Consider the following 16,551-nt stretch of genomic DNA (forward strand, 5'->3'; position numbering starts at 1 on the left):
ACTACTCTGAGCCCATGAGGCGCCGGATGCTGGTGTGGCTGATCGTGGTGGCCGGGCTGGTGACCGGCTGCACGTTGAATGCCGGCACGGAGTTCGCCGCCGAGTACGAGAAGTACCTCGCCACCCGCGACGACGTGGCCGACTACGACGTCCGCGGCTACAACAACCTGCCTGGTCAGGGCAATGCCGACACCCGGGTGGACCTGCGAGACGGTCTGACCGACGACCAGATCGCCACCGCGATCAGCGAGATTGCGCGGTACCGGACCGACCAGAAGGTCAACCACCACAGTCTGTCCGTCTTCGTCACCACCCCGAACGGCAGTGGCGCCCCGGCGCGCGTCTCGGTGTTCGTCCGGACCGGCGACGAACCGGTGCAGGACACCGATCCGGCCGCGTTACGCGAGCGCGTCCAGCTGGTGCGTGCGTACGCCGCCACCGATCCCGGACTGATCGAGATGTGGGCGTCGGCCGGCGATCTGGACGCGCGGACCTCGGGTGACCCGTACGCGAGCGCCGACGCGCTGGTGGCGTACGCGCAGACCCGACCGCCGACTGTCCGGCGCCTCTCAGCACGCAGCGGTCACGTCGGGTCGTTGGGCGTGGTGAGCCTCGATGCGGACGGGTCGGTCCAAGCCCTGCGCCCGATGCGCCTGATTCTGGCGGCCTTACCGCCCGACGTCACCCCGCGGCGGTGGCGGGCGACGTCGCAGGAGCCGGTCGACGCACCGCAGTTCGAGCTGGATCTGCCCGCGGGTACCGATCCTGCCGTGCTCGCGGCCGTCGAGCAGCGGGCCGCCGCGCTGGGTGTACCGCTGCGGGCGATCATCGCGCGCTGAGCGACTCGGTCAGTCCTTGCGCTCGGTGGGGGCGGCCGTCTCCGCGGGCGGGGTCTTCCCGGTGGGGTCCGTCGCGTACTGCACCTGCAGTTCGCGGAATCGTCGCATCGCGGCGACGGCGGTAGCGCCGTCGCGTGCCTGCACGGCCATCACCGGGATGTGCTCGTCGTAGGCGAAGTCGAGGCGGCCCCACTGGGCCTTCTCCGGGTACGACAGCCCCTTGACCGCGTCCCATTCGTAGAAGCGCTCGGAGACCAGGTTGCGCACGCCGACACCCTCCGGTCCGACGCGCAGCCGGGAACGGGTGAACAGCAGCAGGGAGCAGCAGATCACCACGCCGATGCCGATCAGCGCGATCTGGTCGCCCCACCCGATGTTGACGCCGGTGTAGGAGATGGTCAGCAGCAGACCGAACGTGATGTGGATGGCGAGCACGACCAGAATCGCGATGATCACGATCCGCACGATCCCGGACGGCCGATAGACCATGTCCCAGTCGGTGGGTTCCTCGGCGGTCATCGCTGCGCGAGCTCCCGCAGCGTCAGCGCCGAGGCGAGGGCCGCGGTCATCGCCTGCGCGCCCTTGTCCTCCGACGACTCGGGCAGTCCGGCGCGGTTGAGCGCCTGCGCCTCGTTCAGGGTGGTGAGCACGCCGTTGCCGACCGGGGTCGACTCGTCGAGCGAGACCCGAGTCAGACCGGCGGTCACGGCATCGCAGACGTACTCGAAGTGCGGGGTCTCCCCCTTGATGACGACGCCGAGGGCGACGACGGCGTCGTGCGTGCGGGCCAGCGCCTGCACGATCACCGGCAGTTCGATGGCTCCGGCCACGCGCACCACGGTCGGGTCGGTGACGCCCGCGGCCGCGGCGGCGTTGGCGGCGCCGTCGAGCAGCGCGGTGCAGATCACCTCGTGCCATTGCGAGGCCACGATCGCGACCTTCAGTGCGCCGGCGTTCGCCAGCTCCAGGGTGGGTTCTCCGTGACCGCTCACGCGCCGGTTCCTTCCGTGTCCGGACCGTCCTCGAGGTCGGTCAGCTCGTGACCCATGCGGTCACGCTTGGTCTGCAGGTAACGCAGGTTCTCTTTGTTGGCGCGCACCGGCATCGGCACCCGCTCGAGGATTTCGAGGCCGTAGCCGTCGAGGCCGATGCGCTTGGCCGGGTTGTTGGTGAGCAACCGCATGGAGCGCACACCGAGATCCACCAGGATCTGTGCGCCGAGTCCGTAGTCGCGGGCGTCGGCGGGCAGGCCCAGCGCAAGGTTGGCGTCGACGGTGTCGGCGCCGCCGTCCTGCAGCTGGTAGGCCTGCAGCTTGTGCAGCAGGCCGATGCCGCGGCCTTCGTGTCCGCGCATGTAGAGCACCACGCCGCGGCCCTCTTCGGCGACGGCGGCCAACGCCGCGTCGAGTTGCGGACCGCAGTCGCAACGCAGCGAGCCGAAGACGTCGCCGGTGAGGCACTCCGAATGCACGCGCACCAGCACGTCGCTGCCTTCGCTGACATCGCCCATCACCATAGCGACGTGCTCGACGTCGTCGTAGGGGCTGGAGTAGCCGACGGCGGTGAAATCGCCGTGCGCGGTGGGGATGCGGGCTTCGGCGACACGGACCACGTGCTTCTCGTTGCGGCGACGCCACGTGATCAGGTCGGCGATCGAGATGAGCGCCAGGTCGTGTTCGTCGGCGAAGACGCGCAGTTCGTCGGTGCGCGCCATCTCGCCCTCGTCCTTCTGGCTGACGATCTCGCAGATCACGCCGGCCGGACGCAAGCCGGCGAGGCGGGCGAGGTCGACGGCGGCCTCGGTGTGGCCGGGCCGACGCAGCACGCCGCCCTCGCGGGCACGCAGCGGCACGACGTGGCCGGGGCGCGTGAAATCGTGTGCGGCCGTGTCGGTCTGGGCCAGCTTTCGGATGGTGACCGCCCGGTCGGCGGCGCTGATACCGGTGCCGATTCCCTCGCGGGCGTCGACGGTCACGGTGTAGGCGGTGCCGTGCTTGTCCTGGTTCACCGAGTACATCGGCGGCAGGCCCAGGCGGTCGCAGTCGACGCTCTCCATCGGCACGCAGACGTAGCCGGAGGTGTAGCGCACCATGAAGGCGACCAGTTCCGGGGTCGCCTTCTCGGCGGCGAAGATCAGGTCGCCTTCGTTCTCGCGGTCCTCGTCGTCGACCACGACGACGGCCTTGCCGGCGGCGATGTCGGCGAGCGCACGTTCGACGGTGTCGAGGGGAACCTTCGGGGTGGTGTCGTCGGTCATGTCGCTCATTCGCCCTTCTCCTGGCGCGCGATGCCCGCGCCCGTCAGCCGCTCTACGTATTTTGCGATCACATCCACCTCGAGGTTCACCGGGGTACCGACCTGAGCCAAGCCCAGGGTGGTTTCGGCGAGCGTGGTGGGGATCAAGGAGACTTCCAGCCAAGCTTGATCGTTCTCGTGGCCGATGGCCGAGACCGTCAGCGACGTGCCGTCGAGGGTGATCGAACCCTTCTCCACGACGTACCGCTCCAGGTCCGCGGGCAGTCCGACGCGCACGACGGTCCAGTTCGGGGTCGGCGAGATCGCCAGGACGGTGCGGACGCCGTCGACGTGGCCCTGGACGATGTGTCCGCCGAACCGGCCGTCGGCGGCCATGGCGCGCTCGAGATTGACCGGCGCGCCCGCGGCCAGCTCGGCGAGCGAACTGCGCTGGAGGGTCTCGGCCATCACGTCGACGGTGAAGACGCCGTCGACGTGTTCGACGACGGTCAGGCACACGCCGTTGACGGCGATCGAGTCGCCGTAGGAGGCGTCACTGGTGACCAGGGGTCCGCGGATCGAGAATCGAGCGGCTTGGTCGAGGTCTTCGCGGGCGACGATCTCGCCGCGCTCCTCCACGATTCCGGTAAACACTTGTCTCCTTTGGCGTCCGCGCTCGGGGATGACAAGTGACGACCGGGCGCCGCACTGCCGTTCTCTCGCTTCCGGACTATGACCGTCGGCTCCGGGATCACACCGGAATCTGCTGTCCCCGCGCACAGCGCGGGCGCTCGCGGGCTCGAATCAGTGTGGTACCGATCCATTACCGCCGGTGGGGAATTGCACCCCGCCCCGAGAACTCATCATCGACGCTAGCACGACGGCGTGTCGGCGTGTCGGCGCGGCATCGGTCCCCGGCGATTTCAGCGCGGCGACAGGGTGATGAGCAGGTCCTCACCGAGCTCGGTGACCGACTCTCGACGCAGGTGATGGGCCTGCGACAGCGTCGTGACGGTCGCATCGTGGACCGCGGAGTGGCCCGCGCCGAGGATGGTCGGCGCCAGATACACCTGCACCTCGTCGACGAGTTCAGCCGCCAGGAAGGCGCCGACGATGCCCGGGCCGCCCTCGACGAGGATCCAGAGCGCGTCGGGCAGCGCGGCCAGGACGTCGCGCGGATCGTGGGAGTGCACCTGCACCAGCGGTGCCGCGCCGTCGCGCAGTCCTGCGTCCGGTGGCAGGTCCCGGGTGCCGAGCACCACGCGCGTCGGCTGGTGCGTGTGCAGGGTGCCGTCCGGGCGGCGGGCGGTGAGCGACGGGTCGTCGGCCAGCGCGGTGCCGGTGCCGATCACGATGGCGTCGAGCTGGGCGCGGCGGGCATGGGCGTGCTCCCGCGACTGCGGGCCGGTGATCCACTGGCTGGTCCGGTCGGGCGCCGCGATACGGCCGTCGAGGGTCGCCGCGATCTTGGCGGTGACGAACGGCCGCCCGTGTTCTTGGCGAAACAGCCAGTGCCGCAACGGCCCTCGGCGGGCGTCGGCCTCGCCGAGACCGCCGGCGACGGTGACGCCGGCCGCGGCGAGGGCGGCTGCTCCCCCGGACGCCTGCGGGTTCGGGTCGGCCACGGCGTAGCGCACCTCCGCTACTCCGGCGTCGAGCAGGGCTTGCGCGCAGGGGCCGGTGCGCCCGGTGTGGTTGCACGGTTCGAGGGTGACCACGGCGGTGCCGCCCCGGGCGGCCGGGCCGGCCTGGCGCAGCGCCATCACCTCGGCGTGCGGTCCGCCGACCGGCTGGGTGTGGCCCACCCCGACCACGGCGCCGTCGGCGTCGAGGATCACCGCGCCGACGGGCGGGTTGGGCGAACTCACACCGACCGCCGCCTGCGAGGCGGCGATGGCGGTCGCCATCGCCTGCTCGCGCATCAGCGTGCTGCGGTGGCCAGCGCGCGCAGGGAGGCCACGCGGGCGGCAGGGTCGTCACCGCCGTAGACCGCTGAACCAGCGACGAAGCAGTCCACACCGGCTTCCGCGGCCTGCTCGATGGTGTCGGTGGCGATACCGCCGTCGATCTCGACGATCAGCTTCAGCTGCTCGGCGTCGATCTTGGTGCGCAGCTCACGCACCTTGTCGAGCACCTCGGGCATGAACTTCTGGCCGCCGAAGCCGGGCTCCACGCTCATGATCAGCAGGGTGTCGAACTCGGACAGGATGTCGAGGTACGGGGCCAGCGCGGTGCCCGGCTTGATGCCGAGTCCGGCCTTGCCGCCGGCGGCGCGGATGTCGCGGGCGACGCTGATCGGATCGTCGGTGGCCTCGGCGTGGAAGCTGACGTTGTAGGCGCCGGCCTCGGCGTAGGCGGGTGCCCAGCGGCCGGGATCGGTGATCATCAGGTGGCAGTCCAGCGGGATGTCGGTGGCTTTCAGCAGCGACTCGACCACCGGCAGCCCCAGCGTCAGGTTGGGCACGAAGTGGTTGTCCATCACGTCCACGTGCACCCAGTCGACGCCCGGGTCGACGTCGGACGGACCGACCTTGGCGATCTCGTCGGCCAGATTCGCGAAGTCGGCGGACAGAATCGAGGGCGCGATCATCGGCGCGGGGCGTTGGCACATGGGGACGAGTCTACGACCCCGCCGCGAAACGGCCCGCCCGCTCCGCTCGTGGCCACCGGAGAAGCCACTGGAAAATCCGCCGACAAGTCATGGAAATAGACCGCCTCGAATGCTTGTTCTATTAGGTAGATCGGCGTAACGTGGAGTTAGTACACCAGAACGATCGGTGTGGCTGACTCGCTTGGGGAGGTGAGTAGGCATGACGAAGCTCGCTGCTTCCGCCTGGCCGAAGGCGGACTTGGCTGCCGTCGGCATGCCCTCGTCCAGCGTTTCTCTCGCAGAACTGTCGACCGGCGACCTCGCCGAGGCCGTCCACGCGATCAAGAACGGCCACTGCTACCTCGATTGGCGGCTGTTCCAGTTCGCGCTCTCGATGTTCGACCACGTCCAGGCCGTCAGTAAGAACGTCGCGGTGACCCAGCGGTCGATCCTCGATCTCGAGGCTCAGACTGCGCTCGAACTGCAGATGAGTCTGGACAGCACCGATCACTTCGCCCACGCCTTGCTCGACGACGCCGTCTGCGCCCGCGATCGCCTCCCGGCGGTGTTCTCGACGATGCGACTCGGGCTCATCGATCGGGCCCGGTTCCACCGCATCGTCAACGAGACCCAACTCGTCCGCGACGACGAGACCATGGCACTCATCGACCAGACCCTCGCCCTGCAGATCATGGGCCTACGGGGTGGGGTGTCGTCGATGTCGATCACCAAGACCGGCCACATGGCCCGCCGACTCGTCGCCGAATACGACCCCGACGCCGAGAAACTCGACCGCGACCGCGCCAAAGCCGCCCGCACCGTGGGTTTCCAAGCACTCGACAGCGGCATGGCGCAGATCTCCATCACGGCCACCGCCGAAGACGTGCGTTTGGTACGGCAGATGCTCGACGCGGTGATCGCCGGCCTCTGCCCGGAAGATCCACGGACTAAGTCGCAGGCCCGCTCGGACGCGGCGATCGCTCTGCTGCAGCGCATCCCATTCACCTGTCGGTGCGACAGCGACGGCTGCACCGCACAGATCAGCGACGTGCAGCTCGACGCGCATGCTGCACGGATCGTCGTGCACGTCTTGTGTGACGCCACCACGTTGGACGGTGGCGATCAGTGCGGCTACCTCGATGGCTACGGCCCGATCTCCGGTGACCACGTCCGGCAGATCGCCGAGCGCGAGGACGCCGTGATCCACCAGCACGACCTGAACGATCTCCTCGAACCCGATCCCGCAGCCGATCCGAACGACGACGACGATCTCGACGAGGCGGCGGTCCACCGAAAAGGACCCCGCCCCGACAGCCCGGACGAGTGCCGGGCCGATGACGCACGCCCCGACCCGGAAAACGACGAAAACAGCACTCCCGCAAGCGAATCCGCCGCCGGAACCGAGCCGCCGCCACGCTTCCTGATCGCGAAAACCGCGTTCCCGAGCGATCCGTATCGCCCGAACCTGCTCACCGACCTCGTCGCGCGGTTCCTCTGGGGCACCTGCTCGATCCCCGGCTGCGAACGGGCCGCTTTCGCGTGCGATCTGGACCACGTCGCCGAGTTCGACAACATCTGCCCATCGCAAGGTGGCCCTACTTGCGTTTGCAATCTATTGCCCAAGTGCCGGTTCCATCATCTGATGAAAACCCATCTGACCGGCTTCCTCGACGACCTCTGGATCGACGACCACGGGCGCTACCACTCGTCGGTGACCACCCCGGGCGGTATCACCGTCGAGCTGCTCGCACCGAACCAGTGGTTGTTCCCTCGACTCGCCGACCTGCGGTGCCGCCACCAGCTCGGTCAGCACGGGACCGCGACGAGCAGCATCGAGGACTCGCCGCAGCGAGCTCGCACGCGGACGGCGGCCAAGCATGCGCGGCGGCGCGCGGAGCGCCAGGCCAACCACGAACAGCGCGCCGTCGACCAGGCACGACAGCAGGCCGCCGAGGAAGCCGCCATCTGGGACGACTACGAGGCGAAACGGGCGATGGGGGAACCGCCGTTCTAGTGGACTAGACGGTGCCGGAGACGTAGCGGGCGCGGGAGCCGACTACTGCCAGCAGCGCGTCGTGCAGTTCCGGTCCGTATTCCTCCAGCGGCGGCCAGTCCACCAGGACCAACCCGCAGTCGGTGCGGGCGTAAGCGATGTTGCGGATGTCCCAGTCACCGATCGGCGCGGTGAATCCGCACGACGGGCACTCCTCGACCGGCTCGTCGCCGCCGTCCCACCACTCGTGCGGATCCCACTGATCCAGCAGTTCGTGGCACTGCGGGCATTCCGGCGGCGCACTGTCGGAGAACGCGCTCACCGTGGCGCCCGGGCCCAGATCCACCGAGATCGCGGCGCGTTCGTCGAGCGGCAGCGGCACGCCGTCGCTCGCCCCCTGGTGGGCGATCGCCAGGATCTCCACGAGCGCCTCGGCGTCGACCTCCTGCTGGCCGGCCTCCACCGGATCCTCGTCCGGATCCGCGCTGAGGACCAGCCGCACCGCCTCGGTGAGCTGCTGCTCAGCCACGGCGCCCGCGTCGCCGAGCGAGAAATAGAACTGCACGAACTGGCTCACGGCGCGTCCTTGCGCAGCGCGGCCACGAACATCGCGTCGGTGTCCTGCCGGTGCGGCCACAACTGCACGTGCGGGCCGGCGCCGAGACTCTCCGGATCGAAGACGTCACCGGCGACGAACGGGCGCGCGTCGAGCTGCTGCACGTCGGTCTGCTCGGCCAGCACCGCAGCCACCACCTCGGTGGTCTCGGCCAGGTTCGGCGAGCACGTCGAATAGACGACGACGCCGCCCGGCCGCACCAGCTCCAGGGCCGCGGTCAGCAGTTCGGTCTGCAGCTGCACCAGGGCGGGCACCTCCTCGGGGGTCCGCCGCCAGCGGGCCTCCGGTCGTCGTCGCAGCGAGCCGAGACCGGAGCATGGCGCGTCGACCAGCACGCGGTCGAAGCCCGGCTCCAGACCGCTGTCGCGGCCGTCGGCGACGTGCACCTGCACGGGCAGGCCGTCGACGATCTTCTCGATCAGTGCGGCGCGGTGCTCGGACACCTCGACCGCAACCAGGTGGGCCCCCTGCAGGTCGGCGAGCGAACCGAGCAACGCCGCTTTGCCGCCCGGGCCGGCGCACAGGTCCAGCCAGCGGCCGGTGTCCTCGCCGAGCACCTCGGCGCGATCGACGGCCAAGGCCACCAGCTGGCTGCCCTCATCCTGCACGCCCGCGAAGCCTTCGCGCACCGCGTCGAGCTTCCCCGGGTCGCCGTCGGGCAGGTACACGCAGTACGGCGAGTAGCGTCCCTCGTCGCCGCCGCTGATCAGGGCCAGCTCCTCGGCACTGATCTGGCCCGGCCGCGCCACCAGGTGCACGATGGGCCGCTCGTCGTCGGCGGCGAGTGCGGCCTGCAGTTCGCCCGCGGACCGTCCGAGCGATTCGAAGAAGACCTCCGCGATCCACCGCGGGTGGGCGTACGACGTCGCCAGGTTCCCGATCAGGTCCTCGGTGATCGGTGGGGCGATCTGGTCCACCCAGTGCGCCTCGTCGCGCTGGGACACCTTGCGCAGCACGGCGTTGACGAAGCCGGACGGCCCCATCCCCTTCTCGCTGCGCACCAGGTCCACCGAGGTGGAGACCGCGGCGTGCGAACCGATGCGGGTGCGCAGCAACTGGTAGGTGCCCAGCCGCAGCACGTCGAGGAGCTCGCCGTCGATCTCGGCGATCGGACGTCCGGCGGCCGCGGCGATCACCTGATCGAGCAGGCCCATGCTGCGGGCCGTGCCGTAGGTGAGTTCGGTGGCCAGCGCGGCGTCCCGGGTGTCGAGTTTGCGCTCGCGAAGGAGCTTGGGCAGCAACAGGTTCGCGTAGGCGTCACGCTCGCGCACGGCGCGCAGCACATCGCGGGCGACGACGCGCTCGGGACTCAGATTCTTGCTGCGGAACTTGCGGTCGGGGTTGCTCATGCGAAGTGCTCCTCACCGGTCAGCCGCGCGCCGCGCGCCCAGTCCGCAGCGGCCAACGGCTTCTTGCCGGGCGGTTGCACCCAGCCGAGTTGTACTGCGCCCGAGGCGGTTCCGACGTAGACGGCCTTCTTTCCGGCTGAGATCTGGCCCGGCGCAAGGTCTTTCGGCGCCACCGAGCCGTTGACCAGCTCGTGGTGATCGGCGACGAGCACCGGCCCCAGCTTGATACGGACCTCGTCGAGCTGCGTCCAGGCACCGGGCGCGGGGGTGTGCGCGCGGATCGCGCGGTTGATCAGATGCGACGGCAGGTTCCACTTCACCTGCGCATCGGCGACGGTGATCTTGTGCGCGTACGACACGCCGTCGGCGTCCTGCGGCACCGGCGACAGTTCGTCGGCGGCGATGCCGTCGACCACGTTGCGGGTGAACACGGCACCGGCGTCGGCGAGGCGATCGAGCAGTTCCCCCGCGGTGTCCGCGTCCTGAATGCGTTCGGTGAACGTCCCGAACACCGGGCCGGTGTCGAGTCCCGCTTCCAGCGCGAAGACGCTCGCGCCGGTGATCTCGTCCCCGGCGGCCAACGCGGCCTGCACCGGCGCCGCCCCGCGCCACGCGGGCAGCAGCGAGAAGTGCAGGTTGATCCACCCGTACGGCAGGGCGCCGAGTACTGCGGGCGGGATGAGTCCGCCGTACGCGACCACCACGCCCAGATCGGCGTTCCACCGGCTCAGCGCCTCCGCCACTTCGGGGTCGGACATCTTCGCCGGCGTGAGCACTTCGAGCGCGTGCGCGTCGGCGAGTCGGCCGATCGGTGAGCGCACCGCGGTGCGTCCGCGTCCGGCGACGGTGTCCGGGCGGGTGATCACCCCGACCACCTGGTGCTCGTCAGAATCGATCAGCGCCTGCAACGTCGGCACGGCCGGTTGCGGGGTCCCGGCAAACACCACTCTCATGTCAACCGATGGTAGGCGGGTCCAACTGCACGCGGATACCCGCGGTGTCTTCGTGCCGAGCGTGCCGCACCACCTGGGCGGCCCGCAGCGCCGCCGCCAGCCCACGGCCGTGCTCGCGGGCGGTGCGCAGCAGCACCCGCTCGATCCCCTCGCTCGGGTCCAGCCCGGCCGGTGCACGCACCCCCAGCGGGAGCGGGACCGGGCCCAGCTGCTGCACACCGGCGGGCAGTTCGAGCATGCCGAGGAAGGCGGCGACGGCGGCCGGCGGACCGTCGATCGACGCCATGGTCACCGCGGGCGGGAAGGCCAACTCGCGCCGCAGACCGAGCTCGTGACCGGCGAAGCCGACGGGGTCCCAGCGCACCAGGGCCTGCACCGGCGTCAACGCCGCATCGGCGACGATCACCACCCGTCCGCCGTCGGTGTGCGGCCGCACCAGCGTGGCCACCGCCATCCACGCGCGGACCGCTTCTTCGGCCGCCCGCAGATCCTGCCGGTCCAACTGTGCCCACGTGTCCAACAGCACCGCCGCGCCGTACCCGCCTTCGGCACGCGGGGCGGCGCCCGGGGTGGCCACCACGACGCGGGCGCCGGGCGGGACGTCGTCGACGATCTTGTCGCCGGCCGAGGTGAGCACCGGCACGCCGACGAAGGCGCGCCCCAGCTCCTCGGCGGTGCGCTTGTCCCCCACCATCCGGGCCCGCACCACGGTGCCGCCGCAGTTGGGGCATACGAAGCGGTTCTCCGGGCGACCGCACCAGCGGCACGTCAGATCCCCGCGCTCGTTCATCTGCAGCGGGCCATGACATCGACGACAGCGGGCGTCCTCGCGGCAGCGTCCGCACGCCACCGACGGCAGATAGCCGCGTCGCGGCACACTGAACAGCACCGGCCGGTCCTCGGCGAGCGCACGTCGCGCCGCGTCGAAAGCGATGTTCGGGATGCGGGCGGAGCGGGCCAGCGGATCGCCGGCGATGCGCCGGTCGTCGTCGGAGACGCCCTCGATGCGGGGCATATCGCCGCGGATCACGTCGCGCGCGGCGACCAGGTTGCGCGCCCACCCGGATTCGACGAGGGCCTGGGCTTCGGCGGTCCGCGCGAAACCGCCGATCACCAGTGCCGACGCCGTCTGGTGAGCACGCAGCACCGCCACCTCGCGGGGATGCGGATACGGTGCGCGCGGCTCGTCGAGACTGGGATCGCCGTCGTCGAAGACCACCGTGAGCCCGAGATCGCGGACCGGCGCGAAGACGGCGCTGCGCGTCCCGATCACCACCCGCGCCGAGCCGCGCAGCACGCGCAGCCAGCGGCGGTAACGCGCCGTGGGCCCGAGCCCCGCGGCCAGGGTGACGCACCAGTCGCCGAGCAGTTCCGCGCAGGCGTGTTCGAGCCGGTCCAGGTCCCGTTGGTCGGGCACCACGATCACCACGCCGCGCCCGGCCGCGGCCACCACGCTGGCCAGCTCCGCCAGTCGGGTCGCGACGTCCTCACCGGGTCGCGCCTGCCACGCCACCCGCGGGTGCAGCCCGTCGCGCAACGCCGACAGGAAGTCGACGCCGCCGTCGTAGTCGGCCCACCGGCTCAGTTCGGCCTCGACGGGCTCCTCGGCCGGCGGGGCCGCGAATTCGGCCTTCTCCACGCGGGCGTGCCGCGGCGGCACGGCCAGCCGCACCACGTCGGGCGTGGTGCCCGCGTAGCGTTCGGCGACGGCGTGGGTGAGCTCGACCAGTTCCGGGGTGAGCACCTGCTCGGGCGAGACGACCCGCTCCAGCCAGGCGAGTTTGCCGCCGTGGTCACTGCTCGCGCGCCGCTCCAGGAGATAGCCGTCGACCAGCCGTCCTGCGAACCGGATCCGCACGCGGGTGCCCGGCTGGGCGTCGGCGTCCATCGCCTGGTCGACGAGGTAGTCGAACGGGCGGTCCAGATGCGCCAAACCGAGCATCGGCAGCACGCGGGCCACCGGATGCTCGGTTGCGGGCAGGCGCTGATTCTTGCTCACGCCTTGGTCCCCGAAAGGGTCAGGCGATGCCTGCGGCCGCGCGCAGCTCAGCGACGCGGTTGGTCTGCTCCCACGGCAGTTCGACGTCGGTCCGGCCGAAGTGGCCGTAGGCCGCGGTCGGCGCGTAGATCGGACGCAGCAGGTCCAGGTCACGCACGATGGCGGCCGGACGCAGGTCGAAGACCTCGGAGATCGCCTTCGCGATGGTGCCCGGGTCGACGTTCTCGGTACCGAAGGTCTCCACGAACAGACCCACCGGAGCGGCCTTACCGATGGCGTAGGCCACCTGGACCTCGATGCGCTTGGCCAGGCCCGCGGCGACCGCGTTCTTGGCCACCCAGCGCATGGCGTACGCGGCGCTGCGGTCCACCTTCGACGGATCCTTGCCGGAGAAGGCACCGCCGCCGTGGCGGGACATGCCGCCGTAGGTGTCGACGATGATCTTGCGGCCGGTGAGGCCGGCGTCGCCCATCGGACCGCCCAGCACGAAGCTGCCGGTCGGGTTCACCAGCAGGCGCGGGTTGGAGGTGTCCAGCGGGGTCGGCAGATCCAGCTCGGCGAAGACCGGCTCCAGCACGTGCTTGGCGATGTCCGGGGTCAGCATGCCAGCGATATCGATGTCGGCCGCGTGCTGGGTGGAGAGCACCACGGTGTCCAGGCGGACCGGAACGTCGTCGGCGTACTCGATGGTGACCTGGGTCTTGCCGTCCGGGCGCAGGTACGGCAGCAGGCCGGTCTTGCGGACCTCGGTGAGACGACGCGACAGGCGGTGCGCCAGCGCGATCGGCAGCGGCATGAGTTCCGGGGTCTCGGCGGTCGCGTACCCGAACATCAGGCCCTGGTCGCCGGCGCCCTGCAGGTCCAGCTCGTCGGCGTGGGTGCCGGTCTGCTTCTCGTGCGAGTCGGTCAGACCCTGCGCGATCTCCGGCGACTGCGCGCCGATGGCCACGTTCACGCCGCACGAAGCGCCGTCGAAGCCCTTGGTCGACGAGTCGTAGCCGATCTCCAGGATCTTCTCGCGGACGATGGTCGGGATATCGGCGTAGGCGGTGGTGTTCACTTCGCCGGCCACGTGCACTTGACCGGTGGTGACCAGGGTCTCCACGGCCACCTTGGCGCTCGGATCCTGCTCGAGCAGCGCATCGAGGATGGAGTCGCTGATCGCATCACAGATCTTGTCCGGATGCCCTTCGGTGACGGACTCGCTGGTGAACAGGCGGGACGCTGACGCGGTCATCGGTTCCTCTCGGAAGGTAAGAAAAAGCTGAAAAGTACGGGGTGGAGCGGCGGCGGGACCGGCCGAACACTACCTATCAGGCACGAGGGCGGCGACTTCGTCAAGGATTCTGCTCGCCATCAATGTCTTTGAGCCGTAAGGCAGTCCGGTTTCGGTACCATCCGCGCGCAACAGCCATCCGGAGTTGTCGGCGGTGCCGAAGGCGCGGCCCTCGCCGACCGCGTTCACCACGAGGACGTCGCAGCCCTTGCGGCGCAGTTTGGCCCGGCCGTGATCGAGGACGCCGCCGTCCGCGTCGCCGGTCTCCGCCGCGAAACCGACGATGACCGTCGACGACGGGATCTGCGCCGCGGTGCGCGACTGCACCAGACCCGCGAGGATGTCCGGGTTGGTGGTCAGTTCGATGGGCGCCGGACCTTCGGCGCCCTTCTTGATCTTGGCGTCGGCCACGCCGACGGGACGGAAGTCCGCCACGGCCGCGGCCATGATGATCACGTCGGAGTCGGCGGCGCGGACGTTCATCTCGCGGCTCAGTTCCACCGCGGAGTCGACGTGCACGATGTCGACCGCGGCGGGAGCGCCGGGTTCGCTCACTGCGCCGGACACCAGCGTCACGGCGGCGCCGCGCTGAGCGGCGACCCGGGCCAGGGCGTAGCCCTGCTTGCCGGAGCTGTGATTGCCCAGATAGCGGACCGGATCCAGCGCCTCGCGAGTGCCGCCGGCGCTGATCAACACGCGCACCCCGGACAGGTCGTAGGGCAACGCATCGGGGCGGGTCAGCAGCAGATCGCCGAGCAGACCGATCTCGGTCGGCTCGGGCAGGCGGCCCGCTCCGGTGTCGGCGCCGGTCAATCGACCGGAGGCCGGGGTGAGGACCGTCGAACCGTGGGCACGCAACGTCGCGACATTGGCGACCGTCGCAGGATGCTCCCACATCTCGGTATGCATGGCGGGCACGAACATCACCGGGCAGCGCGCGGTCAGCAGCGATGCGGTGAGCAGATCGTCGGCGCGACCGGCGGCGGCGCGGGCCATCAGATCGGCGGTCGCCGGGGCGATCACCACCAGGTCGGCCTCCCGACCCAAGGCAACGTGCGCCACCTCGTCGACGTCGTCGAAGACCTCGGTGGTGACGGGATTACCCGATAGCGCCTCAAAAGTGGCGGCGCCGACGAAGTTCAAGGCCGAACGGGTCGGCATCACGCGTACATCGTGGCCGGCTTCGGTGAAATGCCGAATGACCGAACACACTTTGTAGGCCGCGATGCCGCCGCCGACTCCGACGATGACGTGCAACGAGGACTACTCGCCTTCGGTGTGCTCGAGCAGGTCCGCATGGATCTCGCGCAGCGCGATCGACAGCGGCTTCTCGTGCACGCCCGGCTCCACCAGCGGTCCGACGTACTCCATCAGGCCCTCGGCCAGCTGGTTGTAGTAGTCGTTGATCTGGCGCGCACGCTTGGCGGCGTAGATGGCCAGCGCGTACTTGGACGACGCGCGGTCGAGCAGTTCGTCGATGGGCGGGTCGGTGATGCCCTGCGGGGTGTCGTAGACGGTTTCTTCGACGAGATCGACGTCGATCTCGGTTTCGGTGCTCACGCTTGTCTCTCCAACGTTCGTTATGTACGGCCCGCAGAGGGGCCGATCAGCAAGTTTACCAACTGGCGGGCCGAAGCGTCGACATCGTCGTTCACGACGACGTGTCCGAATTCGCCGATGGCGTCCATCTCGACGCGGGCCGTCTCCAGTCGGCGCGCACGCGCCTCCGGGCTTTCGGTGCCGCGGCCCAGCAGGCGGCGTTCCAGCTCCTCCCAGCTCGGGGGCGCCAGGAACACCATGATCGCTTCGGGCATCTGTTGCCGGACCAGACGGGAGCCGACCAGGTCGACCTCCACCAGCACGGGGTCGCCGTGCTCCAGCGCGGCGCGCACCGGCGCGGCCGGCGTGCCGGAACGCTGCAGGCCCCCGTGGATGTCGGCCCACTCGAGGAGCTCGTCGTTCTCGATCATCGCGTCGAACGCCGGGCGGGTCACGAAGTAGTAGTCGCGGCCGTCCACTTCGCCGGGGCGCGGATCGCGCGTCGTCGCCGACACCGAGAAGATCAGCTGCGGCAGCAGTTCGCGGAGGCGGGCCACCACGGTCGACTTCCCAACGGCCGAGGGGCCGACCAGTACAACCAGTCGGCCCCTCGACGGGGAATCCTGTGTGGATTGCTCAGCGGGCACGCTCAGGAGCTGAACTTCTCGAGCAGAGCCTTGCGCTGACGGTCGCCCAGGCCACGCAGACGACGAGTCGGAGCGATCTCCAGCTCGGTCATGATTTCCTGCGCCTTGACCTTGCCCACCTTGGGCAGCGCCTCCAGCAGGGCGGAGACCTTCATCTTGCCCAGGATCTCGTTCTCCTCGGCGTCGGCCAGGACCTGCTTGAGGTCGGTGCCGCCGCGCTTGAGGCGCTCCTTGAGCTCGGCGCGGACGCGGCGTGCCTCGGCCGCCTTCTGCAGTGCGGCCGCACGCTGCTCGTCTGTCAACTGGGGAAGAGCCACGGTTCCTCCGCCTTTCGTTGGTCTTGGTTCGGTGTGGTCCACCGACGCTATACGAGCGCCGGGTGGCTGTGCACCGCGGCCCGGCGGACCGGCGGTACTTCACGACGAGTGTATCCATTCGCGTCATGACCAGGAGCGACGGTACCCCGTCGCGCCGTTCTCGGCGACTACCGCCCCGGGCGCGTCGAACGATCCGCC

General features: G+C 70.0%; 17 protein-coding genes and 1 riboswitch. Of the genes, 2 read left to right on the top strand and 15 right to left on the bottom strand.

Annotated features, from left to right (window positions below):
* Positions 1 to 14: 14 nt before the first annotated feature.
* The gene (locus ABD989_RS02255) at positions 15 to 839 is read left to right on the top strand and encodes a hypothetical protein (RefSeq protein WP_345312268.1); all 825 of its coding nucleotides are present in this window, start codon (positions 15 to 17) and stop codon (positions 837 to 839) included.
* A gap of 9 nt (positions 840 to 848) precedes the next feature.
* Here ABD989_RS02255 and ABD989_RS02260 read toward each other — a convergent pair whose 3' ends face one another.
* The 6 genes from ABD989_RS02260 to rpe form a co-directional block, all read right to left on the bottom strand.
* A complete protein-coding gene (locus tag ABD989_RS02260; protein WP_246995851.1) occupies positions 849 to 1,358 on the bottom strand; it encodes a PH domain-containing protein in 510 nt (169 codons plus the stop codon).
* Complete coding sequence (gene ribH, locus ABD989_RS02265) at positions 1,355 to 1,831, bottom strand: 6,7-dimethyl-8-ribityllumazine synthase (protein WP_246995849.1); 477 nt, start codon at positions 1,829 to 1,831, stop codon at positions 1,355 to 1,357. The genes ABD989_RS02260 and ribH overlap by 4 nt, the downstream gene beginning before the upstream one ends.
* Positions 1,828 to 3,105 carry a bifunctional 3,4-dihydroxy-2-butanone-4-phosphate synthase/GTP cyclohydrolase II gene (locus ABD989_RS02270; protein ID WP_345312269.1) on the bottom strand — a complete coding sequence of 426 codons (1,278 nt, stop codon included), beginning with the start codon at positions 3,103 to 3,105 and terminating at the stop codon, positions 1,828 to 1,830. The genes ribH and ABD989_RS02270 overlap by 4 nt, the downstream gene beginning before the upstream one ends.
* Positions 3,102 to 3,728 (bottom strand): riboflavin synthase, encoded by a 627-nt coding sequence (locus tag ABD989_RS02275; RefSeq protein ID WP_345312270.1) that lies wholly within the window; start codon positions 3,726 to 3,728, stop codon positions 3,102 to 3,104. The genes ABD989_RS02270 and ABD989_RS02275 overlap by 4 nt, the downstream gene beginning before the upstream one ends.
* 55 nt (positions 3,729 to 3,783) lie before the next feature.
* Positions 3,784 to 3,938: riboswitch (FMN riboswitch) on the bottom strand.
* A 59-nt stretch (positions 3,939 to 3,997) separates the two neighbouring features.
* Positions 3,998 to 4,996 (bottom strand): bifunctional diaminohydroxyphosphoribosylaminopyrimidine deaminase/5-amino-6-(5-phosphoribosylamino)uracil reductase RibD, encoded by a 999-nt coding sequence (ribD, locus tag ABD989_RS02280; protein WP_345312271.1) that lies wholly within the window; start codon positions 4,994 to 4,996, stop codon positions 3,998 to 4,000.
* Positions 4,996 to 5,685, bottom strand: coding sequence for a ribulose-phosphate 3-epimerase (gene rpe / locus ABD989_RS02285; RefSeq protein WP_345312272.1), 690 nt, complete (start codon positions 5,683 to 5,685; stop codon positions 4,996 to 4,998). The genes ribD and rpe overlap by 1 nt, the downstream gene beginning before the upstream one ends.
* Positions 5,686 to 5,884: 199 nt before the next feature.
* On the opposite strand from rpe, the gene ABD989_RS02290 reads away from it, so the two are divergent.
* Positions 5,885 to 7,678 (top strand): HNH endonuclease signature motif containing protein, encoded by a 1,794-nt coding sequence (locus ABD989_RS02290; RefSeq protein WP_345312273.1) that lies wholly within the window; start codon positions 5,885 to 5,887, stop codon positions 7,676 to 7,678.
* Between the two features lie 4 nt (positions 7,679 to 7,682).
* On the opposite strand, the gene ABD989_RS02295 is transcribed toward ABD989_RS02290, so the two are convergent.
* The 9 genes from ABD989_RS02295 to mihF form a co-directional block, all read right to left on the bottom strand.
* Positions 7,683 to 8,234, bottom strand: a complete 552-nt coding sequence (locus tag ABD989_RS02295) for a hypothetical protein (RefSeq protein ID WP_246995839.1) — start codon at positions 8,232 to 8,234, stop codon at positions 7,683 to 7,685.
* Positions 8,231 to 9,622: an RsmB/NOP family class I SAM-dependent RNA methyltransferase gene (locus tag ABD989_RS02300; RefSeq protein ID WP_345312274.1), complete on the bottom strand. Its 1,392-nt coding sequence runs from the start codon at positions 9,620 to 9,622 to the stop codon at positions 8,231 to 8,233. Before ABD989_RS02300 ends, ABD989_RS02295 begins: the two co-directional genes overlap by 4 nt.
* Positions 9,619 to 10,575 carry a methionyl-tRNA formyltransferase gene (fmt, locus tag ABD989_RS02305; RefSeq protein ID WP_345312275.1) on the bottom strand — a complete coding sequence of 319 codons (957 nt, stop codon included), beginning with the start codon at positions 10,573 to 10,575 and terminating at the stop codon, positions 9,619 to 9,621. The genes ABD989_RS02300 and fmt overlap by 4 nt, the downstream gene beginning before the upstream one ends.
* 1 nt (position 10,576) lies before the next feature.
* Positions 10,577 to 12,517: a primosomal protein N' gene (locus ABD989_RS02310; RefSeq protein WP_345312474.1), complete on the bottom strand. Its 1,941-nt coding sequence runs from the start codon at positions 12,515 to 12,517 to the stop codon at positions 10,577 to 10,579.
* Positions 12,518 to 12,593: 76 nt separating this feature from the next.
* Entirely contained in the window at positions 12,594 to 13,811 is a 1,218-nt protein-coding gene (gene metK, locus ABD989_RS02315) for a methionine adenosyltransferase (protein ID WP_345312276.1), read from the bottom strand.
* Positions 13,812 to 13,880: 69 nt separating this feature from the next.
* On the bottom strand, positions 13,881 to 15,107 hold the full coding sequence (coaBC, locus tag ABD989_RS02320) for a bifunctional phosphopantothenoylcysteine decarboxylase/phosphopantothenate--cysteine ligase CoaBC (RefSeq protein ID WP_345312277.1): 1,227 nt from the start codon (positions 15,105 to 15,107) through the stop codon (positions 13,881 to 13,883).
* Between the two features lie 6 nt (positions 15,108 to 15,113).
* Positions 15,114 to 15,410, bottom strand: a complete 297-nt coding sequence (gene rpoZ / locus ABD989_RS02325; RefSeq protein WP_246995829.1) for a DNA-directed RNA polymerase subunit omega — start codon at positions 15,408 to 15,410, stop codon at positions 15,114 to 15,116.
* 20 nt (positions 15,411 to 15,430) lie between these two features.
* On the bottom strand, positions 15,431 to 16,036 hold the full coding sequence (gmk, locus tag ABD989_RS02330; RefSeq protein ID WP_345312278.1) for a guanylate kinase: 606 nt from the start codon (positions 16,034 to 16,036) through the stop codon (positions 15,431 to 15,433).
* Positions 16,037 to 16,038: 2 nt separating this feature from the next.
* On the bottom strand, positions 16,039 to 16,353 hold the full coding sequence (gene mihF, locus ABD989_RS02335; RefSeq protein ID WP_005939231.1) for an integration host factor, actinobacterial type: 315 nt from the start codon (positions 16,351 to 16,353) through the stop codon (positions 16,039 to 16,041).
* Positions 16,354 to 16,551: the final 198 nt, after the last annotated feature.

The sequence above is a fragment of the Gordonia alkaliphila genome (assembly GCF_039542465.1).
GTDB lineage: Bacteria > Actinomycetota > Actinomycetes > Mycobacteriales > Mycobacteriaceae > Gordonia > Gordonia alkaliphila.